This window comes from Methylomonas paludis, from assembly GCF_018734325.1.
GTDB lineage: Bacteria > Pseudomonadota > Gammaproteobacteria > Methylococcales > Methylomonadaceae > Methylomonas > Methylomonas paludis.
In genome coordinates this window covers 3,553,744-3,575,624 of record NZ_CP073754.1, presented here as the reverse complement: position 1 = coordinate 3,575,624, position 21,881 = coordinate 3,553,744, and the positions used below count along the sequence as shown (strand labels likewise).

20 protein-coding genes are annotated in these 21,881 nt (G+C 48.0%); 9 read left to right on the top strand and 11 right to left on the bottom strand.

Features of this window, described 5'->3' with window-relative positions:
* Position 1: 1 nt before the first annotated feature.
* On the top strand, positions 2–2,083 hold the full coding sequence (glyS, locus tag KEF85_RS16310; protein ID WP_215582326.1) for a glycine--tRNA ligase subunit beta: 2,082 nt from the start codon (positions 2–4) through the stop codon (positions 2,081–2,083).
* A gap of 170 nt (positions 2,084–2,253) precedes the next feature.
* On the top strand, positions 2,254–3,042 hold the full coding sequence (locus KEF85_RS16305) for a lysophospholipid acyltransferase family protein (protein WP_215582325.1): 789 nt from the start codon (positions 2,254–2,256) through the stop codon (positions 3,040–3,042).
* Between the two features lie 35 nt (positions 3,043–3,077).
* Here the strand turns inward: KEF85_RS16305 and KEF85_RS16980 are convergent, their stop codons facing one another.
* From KEF85_RS16980 to KEF85_RS16970, 4 genes are all read right to left on the bottom strand, one after another.
* Positions 3,078–3,203, bottom strand: coding sequence for a hypothetical protein (locus tag KEF85_RS16980; RefSeq protein ID WP_281413656.1), 126 nt, complete (start codon positions 3,201–3,203; stop codon positions 3,078–3,080).
* A gap of 202 nt (positions 3,204–3,405) precedes the next feature.
* A complete protein-coding gene (locus tag KEF85_RS16975; protein WP_281413655.1) occupies positions 3,406–3,537 on the bottom strand; it encodes a hypothetical protein in 132 nt (43 codons plus the stop codon).
* Positions 3,538–3,653: 116 nt separating this feature from the next.
* On the bottom strand, positions 3,654–5,564 hold the full coding sequence (locus tag KEF85_RS16300) for a DCC1-like thiol-disulfide oxidoreductase family protein (protein WP_215582323.1): 1,911 nt from the start codon (positions 5,562–5,564) through the stop codon (positions 3,654–3,656).
* A 135-nt stretch (positions 5,565–5,699) separates the two neighbouring features.
* Positions 5,700–5,828 (bottom strand): hypothetical protein, encoded by a 129-nt coding sequence (locus tag KEF85_RS16970; RefSeq protein ID WP_281413654.1) that lies wholly within the window; start codon positions 5,826–5,828, stop codon positions 5,700–5,702.
* 215 nt (positions 5,829–6,043) lie between these two features.
* Between KEF85_RS16970 and KEF85_RS16295 the strand changes: the two genes are divergently transcribed.
* Positions 6,044–6,460: a hypothetical protein gene (locus KEF85_RS16295; protein WP_215582321.1), complete on the top strand. Its 417-nt coding sequence runs from the start codon at positions 6,044–6,046 to the stop codon at positions 6,458–6,460.
* 213 nt (positions 6,461–6,673) lie between these two features.
* On the opposite strand, the gene KEF85_RS16290 is transcribed toward KEF85_RS16295, so the two are convergent.
* A complete protein-coding gene (locus KEF85_RS16290; RefSeq protein WP_215582319.1) occupies positions 6,674–6,865 on the bottom strand; it encodes a DUF2970 domain-containing protein in 192 nt (63 codons plus the stop codon).
* 76 nt (positions 6,866–6,941) lie between these two features.
* Here KEF85_RS16290 and metH point away from each other — a divergent pair, with 76 nt between their 5' ends.
* The 6 genes from metH (at position 6,942) to KEF85_RS16850 (ending at position 13,008) form a co-directional block, all read left to right on the top strand.
* Positions 6,942–10,610 carry a methionine synthase gene (metH, locus tag KEF85_RS16285; RefSeq protein WP_215582317.1) on the top strand — a complete coding sequence of 1,223 codons (3,669 nt, stop codon included), beginning with the start codon at positions 6,942–6,944 and terminating at the stop codon, positions 10,608–10,610.
* Positions 10,611–10,619: 9 nt separating this feature from the next.
* The gene (locus KEF85_RS16280) at positions 10,620–11,126 is read left to right on the top strand and encodes a TIGR00645 family protein (RefSeq protein ID WP_215582315.1); all 507 of its coding nucleotides are present in this window, start codon (positions 10,620–10,622) and stop codon (positions 11,124–11,126) included.
* A complete protein-coding gene (locus KEF85_RS16275) occupies positions 11,126–11,365 on the top strand; it encodes a glutaredoxin family protein (protein ID WP_215582313.1) in 240 nt (79 codons plus the stop codon). The genes KEF85_RS16280 and KEF85_RS16275 overlap by 1 nt, the downstream gene beginning before the upstream one ends.
* A gap of 62 nt (positions 11,366–11,427) precedes the next feature.
* Positions 11,428–12,237 carry an indole-3-glycerol phosphate synthase TrpC gene (gene trpC / locus KEF85_RS16270; RefSeq protein WP_215582311.1) on the top strand — a complete coding sequence of 270 codons (810 nt, stop codon included), beginning with the start codon at positions 11,428–11,430 and terminating at the stop codon, positions 12,235–12,237.
* Between the two features lie 476 nt (positions 12,238–12,713).
* A complete protein-coding gene (locus tag KEF85_RS16855; RefSeq protein WP_246534990.1) occupies positions 12,714–12,911 on the top strand; it encodes a type I restriction enzyme endonuclease domain-containing protein in 198 nt (65 codons plus the stop codon).
* Positions 12,904–13,008 carry a type I restriction enzyme endonuclease domain-containing protein gene (locus KEF85_RS16850; protein WP_246534989.1) on the top strand — a complete coding sequence of 35 codons (105 nt, stop codon included), beginning with the start codon at positions 12,904–12,906 and terminating at the stop codon, positions 13,006–13,008. Before KEF85_RS16855 ends, KEF85_RS16850 begins: the two co-directional genes overlap by 8 nt.
* Positions 13,009–13,057: 49 nt before the next feature.
* Here KEF85_RS16850 and KEF85_RS16260 read toward each other — a convergent pair whose 3' ends face one another.
* The 6 genes from KEF85_RS16260 to glmS all read right to left on the bottom strand — a co-directional run bounded on the left by KEF85_RS16260 (position 13,058) and on the right by glmS (position 21,880).
* A complete protein-coding gene (locus KEF85_RS16260; protein WP_215582310.1) occupies positions 13,058–13,384 on the bottom strand; it encodes a P-II family nitrogen regulator in 327 nt (108 codons plus the stop codon).
* Positions 13,385–13,393: 9 nt separating this feature from the next.
* On the bottom strand, positions 13,394–16,462 hold the full coding sequence (locus KEF85_RS16255) for an efflux RND transporter permease subunit (RefSeq protein WP_215582308.1): 3,069 nt from the start codon (positions 16,460–16,462) through the stop codon (positions 13,394–13,396).
* 21 nt (positions 16,463–16,483) lie between these two features.
* Positions 16,484–17,647, bottom strand: a complete 1,164-nt coding sequence (locus tag KEF85_RS16250; protein WP_215582305.1) for an efflux RND transporter periplasmic adaptor subunit — start codon at positions 17,645–17,647, stop codon at positions 16,484–16,486.
* Positions 17,648–17,696: 49 nt separating this feature from the next.
* Positions 17,697–19,043 (bottom strand): TolC family protein, encoded by a 1,347-nt coding sequence (locus KEF85_RS16245; RefSeq protein ID WP_215582303.1) that lies wholly within the window; start codon positions 19,041–19,043, stop codon positions 17,697–17,699.
* 252 nt (positions 19,044–19,295) lie between these two features.
* The gene (locus KEF85_RS16240; RefSeq protein ID WP_215582301.1) at positions 19,296–20,039 is read right to left on the bottom strand and encodes a methylenetetrahydrofolate reductase; all 744 of its coding nucleotides are present in this window, start codon (positions 20,037–20,039) and stop codon (positions 19,296–19,298) included.
* 11 nt (positions 20,040–20,050) lie between these two features.
* Positions 20,051–21,880, bottom strand: coding sequence for a glutamine--fructose-6-phosphate transaminase (isomerizing) (glmS, locus tag KEF85_RS16235; RefSeq protein ID WP_215582299.1), 1,830 nt, complete (start codon positions 21,878–21,880; stop codon positions 20,051–20,053).
* Position 21,881: the final 1 nt, after the last annotated feature.

Below are 21,881 nucleotides of genomic sequence, written 5' to 3'. Positions count from 1 at the left end.
CATGCCGACTAATCAACATTTGTTATTTGAACTGGGTTGTGAAGAACTGCCGCCAAAATCCCTGAAAAAACTCAGTCAGGCATTATTGGCTAATATTAGCCAGGGTTTGCAGGAGGCCGGTTTAAGTTTTGGTACTGCCCATGCTTATGCCACCCCTCGGCGTCTGGCTGTGCAGATAGATGATTTGAGCAGTTTTCAAGCGGATAAAACCGTGGAAAAGCGCGGTCCGGCTTTACTGGCCGCTTTTGATAAAGATGGAAATCCCAGCAAAGCGGCTGTCGGTTTTGCCGCCAGTTGCGGTACTACCTTTGCCCAGCTGGAACGCTTGAGTACCGATAAGGGTGAGTGGCTGATATTTAAACAGGCGATTGCCGGGCAGGCTACTTCCGCGTTATTGCCGGATATTATTCGCAAGAGTCTGCAAAATCTACCGATAGCCAAACGTATGCGCTGGGGTAATTTCGACACAGAATTTGCCCGGCCTGTGCATTGGGCCGTATTGCTGTATGGTGAGCAGGTTATCGAAACTGAAATTCTGGGTTTGCAAACCGGCCGCTCAAGTCGGGGTCATCGCTTTCATGCGCCACAGACAGTGCTGATCAATTCGCCTCAGGAATATCCACAAGTTTTAAGAAGTTCCGGCCATGTCATTGTTGATTTCGCCGAACGTATGGCGGTCATTCGCGAGCGGGCTCAACAAGCCGCCGCCGAACTGGGCGGTATTGCCCATATAGAGGAAGATTTGCTGGAGGAAGTGGCGGCCTTGAATGAATGGCCAACTCCGGTAGTCGGTAATTTTGATGCCCGTTTTCTGGAATTGCCGATAGAGGTCTTGATTACCACTATGCAATCCAACCAGAAATATTTTCCGGTGAAAAATAGTGCAGGTGGTTTGTTATCGCATTTTATTACCTTTAGTAATATTGAAAGCAGTCGGCCCAGTTCTATTCAGCATGGTAATGAACGAGTGGTATTGCCGCGTCTGGCCGATGCCGAATTTTTCTGGAAGCAGGATAGAAAAAAATCCCTGGCTGATCGGGTGGAAAGTCTGGCTAGTATTGTGTTCCAGAAAGATCTGGGCACCCTGGCCGACAAAACCCAACGCGTCAGTGATCTGGCCCGCTATATAGCCGGTTTGCTGTATCCGGCGGATCAGGCTTTGGCAGATCGGGCAGCTCGTGCTGCCTTATTGGCTAAAACCGATTTGCTGACCAATATGGTGGGTGAGTTTGCCAATTTGCAAGGCATCATGGGCCGTTATTATGCGCTGGCCGATCATGAGCCGGAAGATGTGGCTCTGGCTTTGGAAGAGCATTATTTTCCCAAGCAATCTGGTGGCCCTACCCCAAGCGGCGTTATCGGCCAGATTCTGGCGCTGGCGGAAAAAATCGATACCTTGACCGGTATATTCAGCGCCGGCTTAATTCCGACCGGTGACAAAGATCCTTATGCGCTGCGCCGGGCTACTTTAGGTATTTTGCGGATTCTGATTGAGAATGCCGTCGATCTGGATATAGTCCAACTGGTCGATCAGGCCCTGAGCCAATTTACGCATAGTTTTAATAAAACTGAAACCCGCACTCGGTTGCTGGATTTTATTTTTGATCGACTGAAAGGGTATGTTCTGGATCAGGGTTACAGTGCCGATGAGTTTGAAGCAGTGCTGGCGGTTAATCCCAGCCGGCCGCTGGATTTTATGCTGCGTATCCGCGCGGTACAGACTTTCCGGCAATTGCCGGAAGCGGAAAGTCTGGCGGCTGCCAATAAGCGGATTATCAATCTGCTGAAAAAATCGACACAACCGGTAACCGGCAGCATAGGTACGCTGGTGGAAGTGGCGGAAAAAAATCTGTTGGCGGCAGCCGAACTGGCCGATGCTGATATTGTGCCGCTGCTGGCCGAGCAAAACTATCAGCTGGCCTTGAATCGGCTGGCACAATTGCGTGATGTGGTCGATGCCTTTTTTGATCAAGTTATGGTCAATACTGAGGATGAAGGTTTGCGTAATAGTCGGCTGGCTTTACTGGCCTTGTTGTCCAATCAGTTTTTGAAAATTGCCGATATCTCCAAACTGCAAGCGTGACCGGTTTATAAGCTGTTTTAAACCGTGATGGTGTGATCAAACAAGATTCCGCTGATTTGAAAATCAGCGGATCAATGGCCACTGTTGCGGGAATCAAGCTGTTACTGGTAACGCTCTGCAAATCCTGAAAAATAATTCACAGCTAAATCTCCCCATTTTTGAGAATCTTTATGACGCAGCATGCCACATTATCTAGACCGGCTGATTTCCGGGTCTATTTGGGCTCAACCCTGTTTTTTATCTATATCCTGCTCTCGACACCTGTAGTCGGAATTCTGGTACTGGCCGGTGTGATACTGCCGTTTACAGTACGTTATAAAATTGCCGGTATCTGGATAGATTGGCTAATGAGGGTGCTTAAGCTGTGTTGTGGTTTGAGTCATGAAGTGGAAGGTCTGGAAAATATTCCAGCCGCTGGTGGCGCCATTATTCTCAGCAAACATCAATCAGCTTGGGAAACTATCGCACTACGCCAATTTATTTCGCCACAGACCGCCGTGCTGAAAAAATCGCTATTACAAATACCGTTTGGCGGCTGGGCGCTGGCCACTCTAAAACCGATAGCCATAGACCGGCAAAATCAGAAAGAAGCTTTGCGTATGTTAATCGACCAGGGTACCGCACGATTACAGGAAGGCATGTTTGTATTGGTATTTCCAGAAGGGACGCGAGTTGCGCCGGGGTCAAGCGGAAAATTCAATGCCGGTGGCGCTATGCTGGCGCAAAAATCCGGCTTTCCGGTGATACCGTTGGCGCATAATGCCGGGGAGTTTTGGCCTAGAAACAGCTTTCTAAAATATCCAGGCGTGATAAAAGTTAAAATCGGCGCACCGATAGATACCCACGGTAAAAAATCCAAAGAGATAAATGCTGAAGCGGAGTTATGGATTTTGCAAGCGATGCAGAGAATTGCCGAAGAAAATGCTCGAACAGGGATAACTGAGAGGGGAACTTCATGAAGGCCCGCTCGATGTGGCGGGCCTTCCTGTAAACTTTACAGTCTAATTGAAGTTGAGGATGAACCTGCAACTTTTTGTTTAGAACCATCTGGGTTATCCATGCATCCGCTTAAACCCGCGATCATGAGCGCCATTGCCAACAGGGACAATAATTTTTTCATAACATCCTCCAAATAAAAGTTTTTATATTTATTGTGGGTTCTTTCAAACACACCCGGCTTTTATATCACGCCAAGTGAGGGGAGGCAATGAAATACTTTTTAATCAAAACTAGATTAGGCTATCCACAAAAGCATAAGGCTCGCATTTGCGAGCCTTACACTAGTTGTAATACGGTCAGCCGCAAAGGCGGCCACTACCGAATTAGCCTTTTTGTTGTGCAGCGCCGCTACCGTAGTTAGCTGGCTTTTTGTTGCCGAGATCTGGATCATCCATGCAGGCAGTCAGAGTAACCATCATCATAACCATAGCCAATACAGAAAATACTTTTTTCATTACATCCTCCAGGTAAATTGTTTTTTTAGTTTTAAGTGTACTTAAAAAAAAGCACGCAAAATTTATATCATGACAAAACCCTTGATGCAATACCCTCAGGCATCTTAATTAACTGTTCAGTTAAAATTTTCAATATCGACGGGCAGCTCGATGTTAATTTCCTTACCCCGCCATTGCGCGTAACCTATGGTCTGCCAAGCGCCGGACAAGTTTTGGGCCCGTAGATCCGGCTCCCAAACGAATGGGGCGCGGATTTTTTTACGTTTGAGCAAAAATTTGGTTTTATCCAGTTCCAGACCGGATTTTATCCCCCAAAACGCAGTTACTTTCATGATAAATTTTTTCAATCTGGGTTCCTGAATATTCGGAGTAACGGCGATATTGGCCCACATCGAATGTACCCGGCCCCAGTTGGGAGCCAGCAGGCGACCCTGTTCATTGACGAACGGCAACCAGTGCTCAACACCCTGGCTATCCAGATAGGTGATGGCTAATAAATCTTCGTAGCCGGCAAAATGATCATGCAGATATAATGCATGGGGCGTGATGCCAAGAAAGGTATTGGACAACATCAGTACGGCATTACTCATATCGGTGATCACTGTGCCTATGGGATTTTGCCGGGTGCCGACATGACAGCGGTACAATAAGCCGTAATGAATGCTGCTGTTCAATTGCAGCACGATAATCAGGCACAATAGTTTGTAGATACCGTACACACTTTTTTTCGTCGCAGCGGGCGTTTCTGCGACAAATATGCGCTCATACAGAGTCTTTTCAAACTGGGGAGCGATCGGATTAATACAGCTGATGTCACAATTCAGCCTCAACCGAGAGTCGGCAATTTGCCGGTAACGGCTGCTGGCCAGTTGGTAAATGCCGGGCAGGTTCAGCAACCAGCCTATGGGGGCGGTATAACGCATGGCAATCAGAATTTGGGCGTAGCTGGCTACGCCGGCATATAGCCGGCCCCGGCTGTCCAGTGCATAAATGTCGGTGAGTAACTGCTGTTGATCCAGGCTTTGCAGGGCCGGATATTGCTGAGCATATTGCTGGGCCGATTTGAAGTCCACACCATGCAATACATCAAAATGGTTCAGAATCAGAATGGTGCGGCAGCATAAGGGGCATTGCTGATCGTAAAACACCGTCAATCCAGGCTGTTTGGCCTGTAATAGCTTGCCGATTTGGCGATACCAGGCAAACGGTATTACCAGACTGTAGAAAATCAACATGCCGATGCCGAATGGGTAAATGTTGAACGACAGGGTAATGCCCAAGTGTAAACCAGCACCCACCAAAAAATACCAGGGTCTGAAGCGGGGTCGGTAATACAGCGCCAAAAAGCTGAACTGAAAGACGATAATGGTGTAACCAATAACTTTCTGCAGAATTTCCTGATTCAGTAGCCAGGACATATCCAGGGCCGACATATAGTAGGGTATGGAAGAAGGCAGCCAGGCTCCCAGGCCATTGCGCCAATGTTCGGCAAACATTTTGTGAATGGCGGAATCAAAATACAAAAAGCCCAGACAAATGCTGACCGGCAGATAATAAGTCAAAACTGAAACTTGGACGGCAGGATATTCCCGGTAGTGGACAAAAGGTGTCGCCAGTTTTTTTCGCAGGCTGTCGAGGCTGAAAGCCCGGTCTGTGGGCATAAAAATCAGGAAAAAATTGGCCCCTATCATGAATAGGTCAAAACCGCCGTCAAAATCGCGTTGCATGGGGGTAAAGTTGACGAATATCTGCCAGAACAGATAATTGGCGATGCTGGCTTGCTGACAGCGATAACCCAGGGTTAAGGCCAGTGCTACTAACGCCCATATCCAGAGAAAAAACACAATCATCGGAAATTCCACATCCAGAAACGGGATAGGATCGAATATCAGATGGTTGAAAAAAATCAGGAACAGTATTTCCTGTAAGGTTACCAGTCCGAACAGAATACGGAACAGACCAATACCGGTAGCCGGCACTTGCTTTTGATAAAGTGCAGAGATTTTGGAAATGAGAAATCGGTACATTTTTGAGTTCGGCGGGGTAAAAAATGTACGAATTATAAGGTATTTATGCCGGGCTTCGATTTTTTAGGCAATAAAAAAGGCGGCTAAGGGTAAACCCGAGCCGCCTTCTGAACTGCTATATAAATAGCAATCAGCTTATTCTTCGTCCGTAGGCTCTTTGAACACCCATTTTACGAAAAAATATCCAGCGGCGATAATCACAACCGCACCAATCATACCTGACGGTTCTTTCAGCAATTCTGTTAAATCTAAGATCGCTCCCATGGGTGCCTCCTACCTTTAGTCTAGTTGTTATAAAAAAATTTGCCAATGTGTTGGCGGTCGAAGGCCATATCTTACTTCAGATGCCTCTAAAGTCAAGTAATTGATAGCTAATAAACAAAGATGGCGGCATAAATTGCCATCCGGGTATAATATGAGTAGTATGCTGCATCTGACAATTCTGATAACAATAAAAACAAGTTGAGAGGAAAAACAATATGATTGGTGGTGTAATTATGATTTTAACAGCGATTTGGGTCTACCAAACGCTGATTCAGGTAAAAAACCGCAATCTGCTCTGGTGGGTTGCCGGCACAGCAGTGCTGTTTTTTACCACGGAATTTCTGGTCGAACTGTTCTGTATTGAGATTATCGATGCGTTGAACGGCAAAGATATCGGCGGTGAATATGATCCAAGCCTGACCGATGTAGGTGACCGCAAAACTCAGGAAGGTGCCGGTGGTTTCTTCATGCCGGTGGTTTGTGAGTTGTTTCCATCTGTTGCCAGTGTTTTGGTGGTTGCGCTGGTGCGTACCCAATTCATTACCAAACAATCCCTGACTCCGGTTAATCTGTTTAGCGGTATCAAGGAAGTGTTTGTCAGCATTAAAAACAGTTTTAAAACCAACGACTAAAATTTTGCGGCAAACCCTGATAAATCCTCCGGGTTTGCCGCACTAAATTGTATCGGGCGCAAGATCAACATATCGTCAGGTCTGGGTAGCCGCCTTGTTGAACTGGAGAGATTTTGGGCTCCAGAGAATAAGGGGCTTCAACCAGTCGCCAGCCGCTTTCATGACGGCATTGGCAAACTTCCACCATCCCCGGTTGCCAGCATGAGCTTGAATTCATTGCCCGGTAGCGAGTGATGCAAGTTTCGCGATGGCTAAAATAAACACCAAGGTCGCGATCAAGCCCACGATAATAAACGCAGGTAAAGAGCCGTTCTTGAAATCGTGTTCCCTGTTGCTATTACTTTGTACACCTATGAATGCGGAAATCACGCTTTTTACAACTTGCAGCAGATTGGTTTTAGTCATTTTTTTTCTTGAGTAAACAATACAAAATCATTTTCGCGTCATTTTCATTCCGCTTTTTTATCTTAATGTCAGGCCAGTGAACACTAATCAACCATTAATTCAGCATTTGTCCCAGCGTATTTTACTTCTGGATGGGGCGATGGGCACCATGATACAGCGCTATAAGCTGGCTGAAAAGGATTATCGCGGCAGCCGATTTGCCGATTGGCCAACCGATCTGAAAGGCAATAATGACTTATTGGTACTCACCAGGCCGGATATTATTAGTGCCATTCATCGTGCTTATTTGCATGCCGGTGCCGATATTGTCGAAACCAATACGTTTAACGCCACTCAGGTGGCTATGGCCGACTACCAGATGGAAGCCTTGGCCTATGAAATCAATGTGGCGGCGGCGCGGTTGGCCAAACAGGCAGCCGAGGAATTCACCGCACTGACACCGGATAAACCCCGGTTTGTGGCCGGGGTATTAGGCCCGACCAATCGCACCTCATCCATGTCGCCGGATGTCAACGATCCAGGCTTTCGTAACATCACATTTGATGATTTGGTGGCAACCTACACCGAAGCCACCCTGGGTCTGATCGAAGGCGGCGCAGACATTATTCTGATTGAGACGGTATTTGATACCTTAAATGCCAAAGCTGCCATTTTTGCCGTAGCTGAAACCTTTGACAAATTGGGCTATAAATTGCCGGTGATGATTTCCGGCACTATTACCGATGCTTCAGGTCGCACCCTGTCCGGTCAGACCGTGGCTGCATTTTGGGCCTCATTAAAACACATACAACCGATTTCGATCGGCTTTAACTGTGCGCTGGGCGCCAAAGAGCTGCGCCAGTATATTGAAGAATTGTCGGGGATTTGTGATACCTATATTTCGGCGCATCCCAACGCCGGTTTACCCAACGAATTTGGCGAATACGACGAAACACCGGAAGAAATGGCCGCGGAACTGGCCGACTGGGCAGCCAGCGGTTATCTGAATATTATCGGCGGCTGCTGCGGCACTTCTCCGGATACCATACGTGCGATTGCCGAAGCCGTTAGTGCCTATCCGCCACGCCAGATTCCGGAATTGCCCAAGCGTTGTCTGTTATCGGGCCTGGAGCCTATGACCATAGGCCCGGACAGCTTGTTTGTCAATGTTGGTGAGCGCACCAATGTTACCGGTTCTGCAGCTTTCAAGAAATTGATTATTGAGGAAAATTACGAAGCGGCTTTGGATGTTGCCAAGCAACAGGTGGAAAACGGCGCGCAAATCATCGATATCAATATGGATGAGGGTATGTTGGATTCCAAAGCGGCAATGGTGCGTTTTCTGCATTTGATCGCTGCCGAACCGGATATCGCCAAAGTACCGGTAATGCTGGACTCGTCTAAATGGGACATCCTGGAAGCCGGTCTGAAGTGCATCCAGGGTAAAGGCATCGTCAATTCCATTTCCCTGAAAGAAGGCGAAGCCAGTTTTATCAAACAAGCCCAGCTGGTGCGCCGTTATGGCGCGGCTGTCATTGTCATGGCCTTTGATGAACAAGGTCAGGCTGATACCCAGACCCGGAAAATTGAAATTTGCCAACGTGCTTATCAAATTCTTACTCAGCAAATCGGTTTTCCGGCGGAAGACATTATTTTTGATCCCAATATCTTTGCGGTAGGCACCGGTATTGATGAACATAATAATTATGGTGTGGATTTTATCGAAGCCACCCGGGTCATCAAACAAACCCTGCCGCATGCCCTGATTTCCGGTGGTGTGTCCAATGTCTCGTTTTCGTTCCGGGGTAATAATCCGGTACGGGAAGCCATACACGCCGTGTTTTTGTATCACGCCATCAATGCCGGTATGGATATGGGTATCGTCAATGCCGGTCAGTTGGCCATATACGCCGATATCCCGCTGGAGTTGCGCGATATCGTCGAAAATGTAATTCTGAACCGGCGCAATGATGCTACCGAAAAACTGCTGGAAATTGCTGATAAATATCGCGGCAGCGGTCAGGCCGTGCGCCAGGAAACACTGGAGTGGCGTGACTGGCCGGTGGATAAACGGCTGGAATATGCACTGGTAAAAGGCATTACCGATTTTATCGACGCGGATACCGAAGAAGCTCGCCTAGCGGCGGAAAAACCCCTGCATGTTATCGAAGGCCCGTTGATGGCCGGCATGAATGTGGTGGGCGATTTATTCGGCGAAGGCAAAATGTTCCTGCCGCAAGTGGTCAAATCAGCGCGGGTCATGAAAAAAGCAGTGGCTTATTTGTTGCCGTATATGGATAGTGCTACTGATGGTGAGCGTCAAACCAACGGCAAAATGCTGATTGCCACAGTTAAAGGCGATGTGCATGATATAGGCAAAAATATCGTCGCGGTAGTATTGCAGTGCAATAATTATGAAGTGATAGATTTGGGGGTAATGACACCTGCTGAAACTATCTTGCGCACTGCCAAAGAATTAAATGTGGATATCATCGGCCTGAGCGGTCTGATCACGCCTTCACTGGATGAAATGGTACATGTCGCCAAGGAAATGCAGCGCCAGGGATTTACCATACCCTTGCTGATCGGTGGCGCCACCACCTCCCGTGCCCACACTGCAGTGAAAATTGCCCCCAATTATAGCGGTGCCAGCGTTTATGTTTCCGATGCCTCGCGCTGTGTTGGCGTGGTGGGGGCCTTGCTCAGCCCTGAGATGCAGGCCGATTATATTGAAAAAACCCGCGCTGAATATGCGGTGGTGCGCGAACGTCATCAGGGCCGTCATGCCAAAAATCAGCAGCATGATCTGGTCAAGGCGCGCCAGAACAAATTTGATCACGCCGGTCATCAGCCGCAAAAACCTGAGTTTTTAGGCCATCAGGGTATCGACCAGTTACCGCTGGAAGTCTTGGCCCCCTATATAGACTGGACACCGTTTTTCCAGACCTGGGAATTGTCCGGCCATTATCCGGAAATTCTCACCGACAAAGTGGTGGGCAGCGAAGCGGTAAAACTGTTTGCCGATGCCCAGGCCATGCTCAAACAAATCATCAGCGAAAAATGGCTGACCGCCAAAGCCGTAATCGGCTTTTTCCCGGCTAACAGCTTTGATGATGACATTATTGTCTATACTGACGACAGCCGTACCCAACAGCGCGAGGTGCTGCATCATTTGCGCCAGCAAAACGTCAAGACACCTGGTCGTCCCAATTATTGCCTGGCCGATTTTATCGCCCCGGTGGACAGCGGTATCGCTGATTATATCGGCGGTTTTGCCGTCACTACCGGTATCGGCATTGAAACCAAACTGGCTGAATTTGCCGCCCAGCATGACGATTACAGTGCCATTATGCTCAAAGCCTTGGCCGACAGACTGGCTGAGGCTTTTGCCGAATATCTACATTTACAGGTCAGAAAACAGCACTGGGGTTATGCCGCCGAGGAAAGCCACGACCATACTGCCCTGATTGCCGAAGCTTATCAAGGTATCCGCCCGGCACCGGGTTATCCGGCCTGTCCGGATCACACTGAAAAAGCCAAACTTTTTGACTTGCTGGATGTCAGCCGGCAAACCACCATTGAATTGACCGAAAGCTTTGCCATGAGCCCGGCTTCTTCAGTCAGCGGCTGGTATTTTGCCCACCCTGGTGCCCAGTATTTCAATGTCGGCAAAATTGAACAAGATCAGTTACACGATTACGCCCGACGCAAAGGCCTCAATGTAGAAGTTGCCGAGCGCTGGTTGTCGGCCCATTTACATCATTAGGTACCGTTTATGTCGATATCACAGGGTATAGAACATTTTGTGGAACGCGCCATGTATGCCAGCCGCTGGATCATGGCCCCCTTGTACCTGGGCATGAGTGCGATATTGCTGGCGCTGGGCATCAAATTTTTCCAGGAATTGTGGCATTTTATCCCGCATATTCTGGATATGCCGGATGGCGAAGTCATACTGAAACTGCTGACTTTTATCGATCTGACTCTGGTAGGCAGTTTGACCCTGATTGTCATGTTCAGCGGTTACGAAAACTTTGTATCCCGGATTGATATCGAAACCAGCACGGAAAAACTGGCCTGGCTGGGCACCCATGATTATGGCTCGTTGAAAACCAAAGTGACCTCCTCTATCGTCGCTATTTCTTCGATACATCTGCTTAAAGTATTTATGAATATCGAAGCCATTGCCAGCGACCGATTGCAGTGGTATGTCATCATCCATCTGGCTCTGGTTATCTCCGCTTTTTTTATGGGCTATCTGGATAAAATTACCAAACATTAATGATGGAGTTTATTCTGATCGGCACGCTGGGCTGTCATTTATGCGAAACCGCCGAGCAGATTCTGCAAGAGCTTGGCATAGCCTTTGAGCATGCCGAAATTATGGAGCATCCGCAATGGCAAACAGAATTTGCCTGGCTGATTCCGGTACTTTGGCATCAGCCCAGTGGACTATGGTTGGGCTGGCCGTTTACCGCGGCCAGTGCCGCCGACTTTTATGCAGAGCATAAAACGGCCTGAGTGCTTAACGGCAAACCCCATTAAATTTTTTACTAATATTGTTTAATCAAGAGAACATCGGCATGAACCAGACTAACATCGACACCCCTGATATTTTAAAAACCATATTGGCAAAAAAATCAGAAGAAGTGGCTAGTCGCAAACTCAATCTGCCTGTCGATGCCTTAAAAGATTATGCGCAAACAGTCGGCAGCCCGCGCGGATTTTATCAGTCCTTGCGCAGTAAAGCCGATGCCGGTAAACCGGCTATTATTGCCGAAATTAAAAAAGCTTCGCCCAGCCAAGGCGTGATCCGGGAGAATTTCAAACCTCTGGAAATTGCCCTGGACTATGCCTTTAATGGTGCCAGCTGTCTGTCAGTACTCACCGACAAGCAGTTTTTTCAGGGAGCAGAAGCCCATCTGCAAATGGTCAGAGAAAGGTGTCCGTTACCGGTGATTCGTAAAGACTTCATGATAGACAGCTATCAGATTTATGAATCCCGCGCTCTGGGTGCAGACTGCATATTACTGATAGTCGCGGCCCTGTCCGACGACCAGTTGCAGGAACTGGCGGAAACCGCCAAACTGCTGGGCATGGATGTCCTGGCGGAAGTACATGATGCCGCCGAATTGGAACGGGCATTAAAACTGGATACCAAACTGATAGGCATCAACAACCGCAATCTGCGTACCTTTGAAGTATCATTGCAAACCACCCTGGAATTGAAAAACAGCGTACCGGCGGATCGGCTGGTGGTAACGGAAAGCGGCATCCACACCCAGGCAGATGTCAAGCTGATGACCGAGCATGGTATTTACACCTTCCTGGTTGGCGAAGCCTTTATGCGTGCCGAACATCCTGGCCAAAAAATGCGTGAGTTGTTTGCATAGTCTTAATGGCTGATGGAGTTGTCAGGAAAATGTTTTTCATCAATTTATAGAGGTTTATAACTGATCTCGTCATTTGAGGATTGAATTTTAGGGAAAATTATTCTTGAATGAACAAAGCTGAAGCGTTTGCGGGCAGCGCATGTCCGGTTTGAATCCAGGAATGCCTGTCCAGCTTGTAGCAAATCGCTGTTTTCATCAACTATTGGTCAACGGTGGCCAGTGCAGTATCAAAAAGACGGTGAAACCCGTAGCCTCGATGCAACGTAGTGGAATCGAGGGGTTCGCAGTGTAGTCTTTATCAAAGCTGGGTCAGGGGGATTCCTGTACCGCTTGAACCAAAATCAACTATTAACACAAACATAGCCTTTGTTAATGTATTGGCGTTGGTGTTACTGGAGTTAAAAAACCAGCCGATGAAAACACGGGTATTTGGAAGGCGTTTGACCAGATTCAGATTTACAAACAGTAAATCCGGAATGAGTTCCAGTCGTGGCTACTCGCTAGGTTTTAACGCAGCCGAAATCCGCTTTTACGATGCCTCGGCTGTTCGCGAATTATCGGATGAAATCTTGAAAAATATCGCCCATGAACTGGCTGAAAATCTGCGCCAGAATCTCAGCGTGGATTGGTCGCAACGGGAAAGTGTTCGCTCCAAACTTATGGCTAATGGTTAAACGCATCCTGCGCAACTACAAATACCCGCCGGATCAGCAGGAAGCAGCCATTGAGCTGGTATTGCAGCAGGTGATGGGGGAAAGTATTAATTTCTGATAGGTACTTATAGCAAAGTTTGGTTGTGTGCTGGATCAACTAGGATAATTTAACCCAAATCAACCGCAATTTCCCCACTACTAATCCGCCCGCCTTTCTCGGCATCTATCACATAAACCTTGCCATCGCCATGATGGCCGCTGTGTGCCACTTTCATCAGCGTGTCAAAAATAATATCGACCAGATTATCCGGGGCGAATATTTCGATACGCTTTTTGGATATATAAGGTTTGTAATCCTGATTGTGTTCGGTGCGTTCCCGGCCAAATCCTTCGCAATCGCTGACCGTCATACCGGGAAAGCCGGGAATTTTAATCAGCGCCAGCGTAGTCTGGCTGAGTTTATGGGGCTGAATATAGGCGCGAATTTCTTTCATAACCATCCTTTACAGTTCTTCGGCTTCTGCAAAATAACGATAGAGTGCCGGCAGCAGGGTCAATGTTAATAATGTGGAGGTCATTAAACCGCCGATAATGACCACCGCAAAAGGTTTTGCGGTTTCTGAACCGATGCCGGTCGATAAAGCCGCCGGTAATAAACCCAGCATGGCCATGGAGGCGGTCATTACCACCGGGCGCAAGCGACCGACTGCGCCATTGACTATCGCGTCATGCAAAGATAATCCCTCTCTGCGCAGTTTATTCAATTGTGACACTAAAATCACGCCATTTTGAACAGCAACCCCAAATAAGGCAATAAACCCCACTGCCGCCGATACACTTAAATTAATCCCGGTAACCAACAGGATCAGTAAGCCGCCTATCATGGCAAACGGTACGTTCATAACAATTAGCAAGGCGTTTTTGATGGACATAAATGCCCAGAACAGCAGAATAAAAATCAGGCCCAGACTGATGGGTACAATGACCGACAGGCGTTTCATAGCGCGTTGCTGGTTTTCAAACTGGCCGCTCCAGACAATATGATAACCTTGCGGGATATCCACTTGTTCCGCCACCTTTTGTTGAGCTTCGGCGACAAAGCTGCCCTGATCGCGATCAATCAGATTACATTTGATGGCAATTCTGCGCATATTGTCTTCGCGGCTGATGCGGGATGCTCCCTGATTGACCTTGATAGTGGCCAGTTCCGCCAAAGGGATACGTTGACCACTGGGGGTCAATACCGTTAATGCTTCCAGTCCGGATACCGAATTACGGGCGTTTTCCTGAAAACGCAGGGTAATATCAAAGCGCCGCTCACCTTCCAGAAACTGGGAGGCAGCTTTACCGCCCATGCCGATTTCAATGACTTTTTCCACATCGTCGACATTGATACCGTAACGGGAAACCTTGCTGCGATCAATATCAATAATCACCTGGGCCAAACCGGCCTGCTGTTCGGCAGCAACATCGGTGGCTCCCTGAATGGATTCCAGAATCCGGGTGATCTGATTGGCGCGGTTTTGCAAAATGTCCAGATCGCTGCCGAAAATTTTGATGGCTATTTCGCCTTTTACCCCGGAGATGGCTTCTTCAACATTATCCTGGATTACCTGGGAAAAGTTGGAGCGGATGCCGGGAAATATCGACAACTCCTGGTCAATGGCCTGGATTAACTGATCCTTTTTCTTATAACGCCAGGTTGGTTTAGGATACAGATCCAGCAATATTTCCAGGTTATTAAAGCCCTTGGGATCGGTGCCGTCTTCGGGGCGGCCCAATTGTGTCACCACCATTTTGACCTCGGAGAAACTCTCCAGTTTTTCCCGAACCTGCTGTTCAAACTCTTTGGCGGTAGTTAATGAAACCGGGGTCGGCAGGGTGATGGTCAACCAGATATTACCCTCGTCTAGCTTGGGCATAAATTCGGTGCCGATCACTCGCAAGGATAATAAACTCAATAACAAAGCTACCACCACAGTAATAAAAACAGTGCGTACGTGTTCCAGCACCCATTCCAGCAGGCGACGGTAATGGAACTGCATGGCATGTACCAACTGGTTATGGCGTTCCGCCAGTTTAGGGCCCAATAAATAAGTCAGCATTGCCGGCACAAAGGTCAGGCTGTAGACCATGGAGGCCATAAAGGCAAAGCTGAGCGTGAAAGCCATAGGCGAAAATATTTTTTCTTCCACGCGCTGAAAAGTAAAAATGGGTAAAAAAGCCGTGATGATAATGGCCTGAGAAAATAAGATGGGCCGGCCCATCTCGGTAGCGGTGACCAATAGCGACTGACGCATGTGGCGTAAATCGGCATTACGCTGTAAATCCAGGGTTACCTGCACCATCACCGCCTCCACCATCACCACGGCAGCATCAACAATGATGCCGAAGTCGATAGCGCCCAGTGAAATCAGATTGGCGGAAATTGCACTGAAATCCAGCAAAATAAAGGCTGATAACAAAGATACCGGGATACTCAGGGTCACCAGCAGAGCCGGCAGGAAGCGGCGCAGAAATACCATCAGTATCACCAGCACCAGAGTAGCCCCTTCCAGCATATTATGCTCAACGGTATGCACAGTGTGTTTGACTAGTTCGGTACGATCATAGATCGGCTTAATTTTTACTCCCGGCGGCAGGCCGTAATCATTCAGTTCGGCAATTTTTTGTTTAACACCTTCCAGTACCGTGACCGCATCGCGGCCTTTAATCATCAACACGATGCCTTCGATGACATCATTATGCTGATTCATACCGACGATGCCGGTACGCGGTTGTGGGCCAACGCTGATTTCTGCCACATCCTTGATGCGCACCGGCACGCCGTCATGACTGTCCACCACAATTTCGCCAATATCGTCGGCTGTTTTTAACAGACCCACGCCTCTGACCACCAGGGCTTCGTCGCCGTGTTCAATATAACCGCCTCCGGTATTGGCATTATTGGCGGCAATCGCATCAAAAACCTGAGTCAGACTGATGCGATAATTTTTCAGGCGGTCTGGTTTGGCGTAAACTTTATATTCCTTAATGCCGCCGCCAAAACCAACCACATCAGCCACGCCCTGCACGGAACGAATCTTGGGTTCAATTACCCAGTCTTCCAGCGCTCTTTGTTCGGTCAGCGGCAAATGTTTGGCTTCTACCACATAGCGCAATATTTCGCCGATGCCGGTGGATAGCGGTCCCAACTGAGGCTGCACGGTGCCGGGAATATCTGCACCACGTAAGCGTTCCAACACCTGTTGACGGGAAAAATAATCCTCGGCACTATCGTCAAAGGTCAGGGTAACCACGGACAAACCAAAAATGGATATCGAACGCATATTCATCAAATGCGGTAAACCATTCATCACCCGCTCTATCGGCAGAGAAATCAGTTTTTCAACTTCCTCGGGAGCTTGGCCGGGAAATTCGGTAACCACTTGCACAAACACGTTTTGCACATCAGGAAAAGCCTGAACCGGCAGCTTTTCAAAAGCAATAATCCCGGAAACCACAATGGCCAGCATGGCGCCGATAACCATCAGGCGTTGTTGCAGACAAAAGGCAATAATATGTTCTATCATTTGGTGACTCTGGATACAAAATTATTGAGCAGTTTTGACATCGGTTTCCACTTCTTCTTCGGTACGTAACATCAAAGCCCCTTCAGTTACCAGGCGTTCATTGGGCTGTAAACCTGAGCTGATCACAGCCTTGTCCTTTAAGCGCAAACCGATTTCCACGGCCCGCTGTTTATAATGATTTTCAGCGATTTCCACAAATACATAATCGGCATCGTCCTCAGTAAAAATGGCGGTCAGCGGGATCAGAATCGCCTGATCATCAGGGGCGCTTTTTATAGTAATCGTGGCGTACATGCCCGGCAACAAACGCCCATCCGAATTCGGCAAATCGCAGCGCACCTGTACAGTTCGGGTGTTTTCATCCAGAACTTGGCCTATGTAGCGTACAGTGGCGGCAAATTCTTGGTCAGGATAGGCCGGAACCGTGACCGATAATTTTTGGCCGGGTTTGATTTTTCCTATATTAACTTCGTAAACTTCCATGAGTACCGTGAGTTTTTTAATGTCGGAAATCACGAATAAGGGCGTATCAAGGTCGGGGCGTACTTCCATGCCGGGGTTTACACTACGCTCAACCACGATGCCGGGCAGATTGGCGCGCAGCGCAAACCGGCCATCACTTTGATGCGGATTGATATGCAGGTTTTTTAGCCGGTTTAGAGCGCGTTGCAACTCGCTTTGGGCAGTGTGATAACCGTCCTGAGCAAGTTCCAGGTCTTTTAAGGCGATGGCTTTGCCCTCATAAAGCTGTTGCTGGCGTTGCAGTATATTATTGGCCAGCACCAAATCGGCATCGGCTTTAATATAAGCCGCTTCAGCATCGGCTACATCCGGACTGCTGAGTTCCAGCAAGGTGGTTCCGGGCTGAACCGGGCTACCCAGTGCCAGTGGGGTATTGATAACCCGACCGGCTACTGGGGAGCTGATGCGTGAGGTTAAACTTTCATCATAAACAATCTTACCGGCCAATGGTTGCAGCAGAGGGTGTTGCTCCAATGCCAGCGCAGCAACTTTTACATAAGCCTTTTTGGGGGAATTGGCATCCAGAATCACTTCCCCGGATGTCGGAGCCCTAGGTGGTTTGGCTGGCTGGGCATCAGGTGCCGATGAACAGGCATTGAGCAGGACGACCAGCGCTAAGCCCAGCAGGTATGGTTTTTTAGGTAAGTGCAGGTATTTATTCATATAGCATGTGAATTTTAGCCAAAGATTTAGACTATTAAGCTAGTTGTCCTTATTCAGATTCCGGCCGAGAAAAGGTTTTAGTGCTTGCCGTTTCTGGTTGTGATTCCAACCCCAGGGCTTTAGCAAAGTCATAATAGGCATTGGTACGATTAACCATGGCTTCAAAATAATCGCGCATCACATTTTTATAACTGCGTTGGGCCTCAATAAAATCCAGCACCCCGGTTGCACCTTTACTATACGCCAGTTCCGAACTGTTACGTACAGACAGCGCATCATCCAGTAAACCAGACTGAAAACGCTGTACGATTTTATCCGCGCTTTGCCATGCGGCCAGAGTACTTAATACATCGTTGCGGATGCCAAGCTGGGTTTGCTCTACCGCCAGACGATTCTGGTTCAAATTTACGGCGGCTTTATCAGACTCACCCTGATATTGGTAAAACAGTGGTACCGGCAGATTTAGCCCGACGAAGAAAGAGTTAAGATTATTATTGCTGGGATCATGGGCATAACCGGCATTAACGGTGACATCCGGATATTTCAAACGACGCGCCAATTCCAGTTCCTTTTCAGCCTGGGCAAGCCGGTGTTTGTCGGCTTGTAAATCCGGTCGTAAGTTCATGGCTTTGTCTATCAAATCGTTTTTGGTCAGACTTTGGCCGATGTCCAGCATTAATGGCCAATCTTCCTTGGCTTCAAACAGCAAACTATTATCTGGCCAGCGCAGAATCACAGCCAAACCAGCCTGAGCCTGTTCCACAGCTGTTTGGGCGTTATCCAAATCAGATTGTGCGCGCATGGCTTCCATTTTTACTCGTAAAAAATCAGATTCGGCAATATCGCCTTTCTTGAACCGTAAACTATTGGCAGCAATGATTTGCTGATAATGGTTGACGATTTCCTGGGCCAGCCAACGATTTTTCTGGCTGAGTAATAATTGAAAATAGCTGTCTCTGACCATATTGGAAAAAACCCGCACCGCGTCCTGAAAGTCGCTTTCAGCGGCCTGGGTGGCAAAGCCGCTGCTCTGGATGCGCAAGCCGCGTTTACCGGCCATTTCTATCAATTGGCTGAACGAATAATATTGAGCAATACCGCATGAGGATGTCGGGCTGGGATTACAACCCTGAGCAGAGCTGCCCATATTTGGTCGGCCGGCCAGTTCCAGAAATTGCAAGCCTATGCTGGGATTTGGAATTGCACCAGCAATTAATTGATCGGCGCGAGATTGCTCTATATTATATTGGGCGGCAATCAAATCCAGGTTTTGCTGATAAAAAATCGCCAGTGTCTCATCAATCCCGATTTCTACACTTTTGCCATAAACATCAAAAGCCAAGCTTAAGCCTAACAAGATAACTGCTGTTGTAGACTTTAAAAAATGTTTTAACATGACAGATAACACTTAGGGATAGATTTATTTTTGGTCATGAGCGTAAGGACTGGGTTCATGATGCCTGAAACTTTGGCCAGTCAGCTTATAGTAACCACTCTACACTATTTTTGCTAAACATTATCTGCCGGACTTGGCATTTTTTGTCTGAGTCGTCTTGTTTAGACACTATTAGTGCATTTTCTACAGCAATGGCGATGTCAGGCGCAAAACGCGGAGATGCGCCCTTGGTATCAGCAGCATTTAAGCTGCTTAGCCGGGAAATTTGATTTGACTGAAGTACTTTTGCAGATCGATTCTGATCGGCATGAAATAAATATTTAAACCAGCCGTCGCCGCAGTCTGAAGCACCTGGTTGGCAAAATCGATATTCCAGGCATAATCAGGTCGAAAGCTGCGCGGAAACAGGACTTTGTTTTTGACTTCCCAGTAATTCATTGATGCCGGACTGGTGATGGGACTGATACCAATATAGACATCCTGACCTTGCAGATAATCGGCATAAATTTCAATCAGACGCGGGTCATAAAATGGCTGCGAGAAAAAACCACCGGCGCCGACATCTATTTTACGCTGAATATATTGGCATTCGTCCTGTAAACCCTGGCGATGCGGATCAAAACCGGCGTAAATCTTCAGCTCAGGAAAACGCCGCTTCAGCACCCGAATCAAATCCACCACATTGGTATTATAAAATTCGCGTTTCAGACCCTCCGGCGGATCACCGGACACCAGCAATAATTCACTAAGCTGGTGTTCTTCAACAATTCGGAATAAAGCGCTGCCTTCCAGCTTGAAATCAATGGCGCGCAGATGCGGAATATATTGATATTGCCGGGTATTGATCTGGCTGCCCACTTCCCAGCTACGAATCGAAAAACGTTGAATATCCGGAACATTAATAATATTAATAGCGGAGCCCAGCGACTCTACAAAGCGGTACTGTTCGCTAAATGCCGACCAGCTTCTCGGGACAATTTCAAAAGAAACTTTCATATGCAGCCAGCTTATTCCACTGTTACCGATTTAGCCAGATTGCGCGGCTGATCCACGTCAGTGCCTTTCAGCACCGCCACATGATAGGCCAGTAATTGCAGCGGTATGGTGTATATAATCGGAGAAATGATATGGCTGACACTGGGCATCTTGATGATTTGAATATTTTCTTCATCACTTTCGCCCAGGGCCTCGTCCATAAATACGATTAATTGACCACCGCGGGCGCTGACTTCCTGAATATTGGATTTAAGCTTTTCCAGCAGGTAATCATTGGGTGCTACTGTCACCACCGGCATTTCCGCATCAATTAATGCCAAGGGCCCATGTTTTAGTTCACCGGCCGGATAGGCTTCGGCGTGAATATAAGAAATTTCTTTCAGCTTTAATGCACCTTCCAGGGCAATGGGGTAATGGGTACCACGGCCTAAAAACAGCGCATTGTGTTTATCGGCAAAACGTTGTGACAATAATTCAATACTGGCATCCAGTTTTAAGACTTTTTCAATATTGCCGGGTACGGTAAACAATTCGCTTACCACCTCCTGCTCCAGGGCCGGGCTCATGCCGAAGCGTCTGCCTACCGCCACCACCAGCATTAATAGCGCCACCAGTTGTGAAGTAAATGCTTTGGTGGATGCCACACCTATTTCCGGCCCGGCCCGGGTCAGCAGTACCAGATCGGAAGCTCTGACCAAAGAGCTTTCCGGGACATTACAAATTGCCAGCGCGTGCTTGACACCCAGGCGTTTGGCTTCCAGCAGAGCGGCCAGGGTATCTGCAGTTTCGCCGGATTGGGAGATAGTTACCACCAGAGTGTCCGGAGTAATCACCGGATTCCGATAACGGAATTCACTGGCAACCTCAATATTGCAAGGCACTCTGCCCAGGGTTTCAAACCAGTAACGAGCCACCAGACCCGCATGATAACTGGTGCCGCAGGCCAGGATTTGTACTGATTTTATCTGATCGAATACCAAACCGGCATTGTGTCCGAATGCGCTGTCCAGCAATTGCTTATCAAGAAACCGGCCTTCCAGCGTTTCGGAAATAGCCCAGGACTGTTCATATATTTCCTTGAGCATATAGTGGCGGTATTGGCCCTTTTCCACGGCATCGGCTTTTAATTGGCTCTCGACGATAGGGCGGCTGACAATGGCATCGTTTTTATCATAAATCACCACTGCGTCGATCTTTAATACCGCCAGATCACCTTCTTCCAGAAAGATAAACCGCCGAGTAACCGGTAATAGCGCGGCAATATCGGAAGCAATGAAAAACTCGCCGATACCAACGCCAATCACCAGTGGGCTACCGCGCCGACAGGCTATCAGGCTATCAGGGTCCAAGCTATAAATAACGCCCAGCGCATAAGCGCCGTTAAGTATGGCGACGGTATTTTTAACGGCTTGTACAAAACTCAGGCCGTTTTGCAGAAATTCGGCAATTTTATGCACGATGACTTCGGTATCGGTTTCCGAGGTAAATCGAAAGCCGTACTGCTTCAGTTCGGTGCGCAATTGTTCGTGATTCTCAATGATACCGTTATGCACGACCGCGACATTGTCCTGACTGATGTGCGGATGGGCGTTTTCAGTGCTGGGCTTGCCGTGAGTAGCCCAACGGGTATGGGCAATACCCAGGTGACCTTTGATTGGATCCTGGCTAAGCAGAGTTTCCAGACCTTTTACTTTACCAAGTTCGCGTTTACGAAAAATCTGCTTGTCGTTTACCACCGCCAAACCGGCGGAATCATAGCCCCGGTATTCCAAGCGTTTTAAGCCTTCCAGTAAAATCGGTACTACATTGCGCTGTGCAATTCCCGCTACTATGCCACACATG